This is a genomic window from Candidatus Eisenbacteria bacterium (assembly GCA_030017955.1).
In the GTDB taxonomy this organism is placed as follows: domain Bacteria; phylum Eisenbacteria; class RBG-16-71-46; order JASEGR01; family JASEGR01; genus JASEGR01.
The window spans coordinates 1-1,581 of the sequence record JASEGR010000217.1 but is presented as its reverse complement, the minus strand read 5'-3'; the positions used below and the strand labels follow the sequence as shown (position 1 = coordinate 1,581).

The following is a 1,581-nucleotide window of genomic DNA, read 5'->3' as shown; positions in this document are numbered from 1 at the left end:
CATGCTCTGGCATACTATATCTTGTATTTAGTGGAGTCAAGGGGATACCCCAATAAAAGTATTCGAAATGGGTTCGTTGCCTCAAAAATAAAAAGTATTCGAAATTTTCCTGGTTTAACCTTCCCGGGCTGGCAGAAAAGGTCTTGGGGAGGTAAAGCCAATGGGAATGGACATGAAGACGCGTAGGGTTGTAACGAGAGAGACGCGAGAGCGTTACAGGAAGGCTCGAAAGAAGGGGAAGGTCAGGATTCTTGACGAGTTTGTTGATCTTACGGGTTACAACCGATGTTACGCGGCGCGTGTGTTGAGGAATGTCCGGGAGACGAAGGGTCCTGTGCGCAGGGTTTCCGTCGGTGGCAGAAGGGGGAGGAAGAGGAAGTATCCTCGGGATGTTTTCTATGCGTTGCGCAGGGTGTGGGCTATTCTCAGATTCCCCTGTGGCAAGCGTCTCGTGGCCAACATGGGGGAGATAGTCTCTGTGCTGATTAGAAAAAAGGAGCTTCGCCTCTCAAAGCAGATGAGGCGGCTTCTTGTGTCTGTGAGCGCTTCTACGGCAGACCGGTTGCTCACGGCTGAGCGAAGGAGGCATGAGCTAAAGGGTCGCTCCGGGACCAAGCCGGGGAGTCTCTTGAAGCACAAGATCCCCATCTGCACCTTCGCCGATTGGGACGATGCACGTGTCGGTTTCTTACAGGTAGATCTCGTTCAGCATGAGGGTGGCAATCCCAGGGGGGACTTTTGCCAGACCCTGAGCACGACAGATGTAGCAACTGGATGGACGGAGATAAGAGCTGTACGCAACAAGGCTCAACTCTGGGTCTTTCCGGCTCTGGAGCACATCCGGAGGGAGATTCCCTTTCCTATCAAGGGAATAAACTCGGATAGCGGCTCTGAGTTTATCAATGCTCACCTCTTCAACTACTGCATAAAAGAGAAGATAACCTTCACTCGCTGCCGCGAGAACAAAAAGAATGATAACTGCTACGTGGAACAGAAGAACTACACAGCAGTAAGACAAACCGTCGGCTACTACCGCTACGACACCGAAGAAGAACTGGAACTATTGAACCGCCTCTACAGCTCATACAGGCTCTATGCAAACTTCTTCCAACCCCAGATGAAACTTATCGAGAAGATACGTGACGGCAGCAAGATAAAGAAGAGATACGACCATCCCCGGACGCCTTATGCTCGTGTCCTTGCCTCCAGGGAAGTGTCTCAACGGGTGAAGGAAAAGCTAAAAGAGCAATATGCGGTCCTCAACCCTGCAGGGCTCCAGAGGGATATGCTCCGCCTTGAAGAGGAACTCTTCAGACTGGCACGTTCAAAAACCCGGCAACAGGTGACTCAAGACGCAATGAAGGAGGGTGAACTCCGGCGAGCTGTTTCATAGAAACCTGCCAAAATATTCCAGAATGAAAAATCAAGACTCTCACATTTGCCCCAGGAGCGACGATCGCGGTCCGACGAGGGATAATACTATCTCCAAAAAGCTCCCTTCCGGATTTCCCCAGCTGACTCCAGACAAATCTCAGATACATTTATTTTTGAGGCAACGAATCACCGTTCAGATACTTTTTA

At 50.5% G+C, this 1,581-nt stretch carries 2 protein-coding genes; both read left to right on the top strand.

Annotated features, from left to right (window positions below; translation table 11 throughout):
• Positions 1–186: hypothetical protein (locus QME66_13815; protein MDI6810017.1), on the top strand; the 186-nt coding region annotated here is incomplete at its 5' end.
• Positions 161–1,393: a hypothetical protein gene (locus QME66_13810; protein ID MDI6810016.1), complete on the top strand. Its 1,233-nt coding sequence runs from the start codon at positions 161–163 to the stop codon at positions 1,391–1,393. The genes QME66_13815 and QME66_13810, both read left to right, overlap by 26 nt.
• The last annotated feature ends 188 nt before the right edge of the window (positions 1,394–1,581 follow it).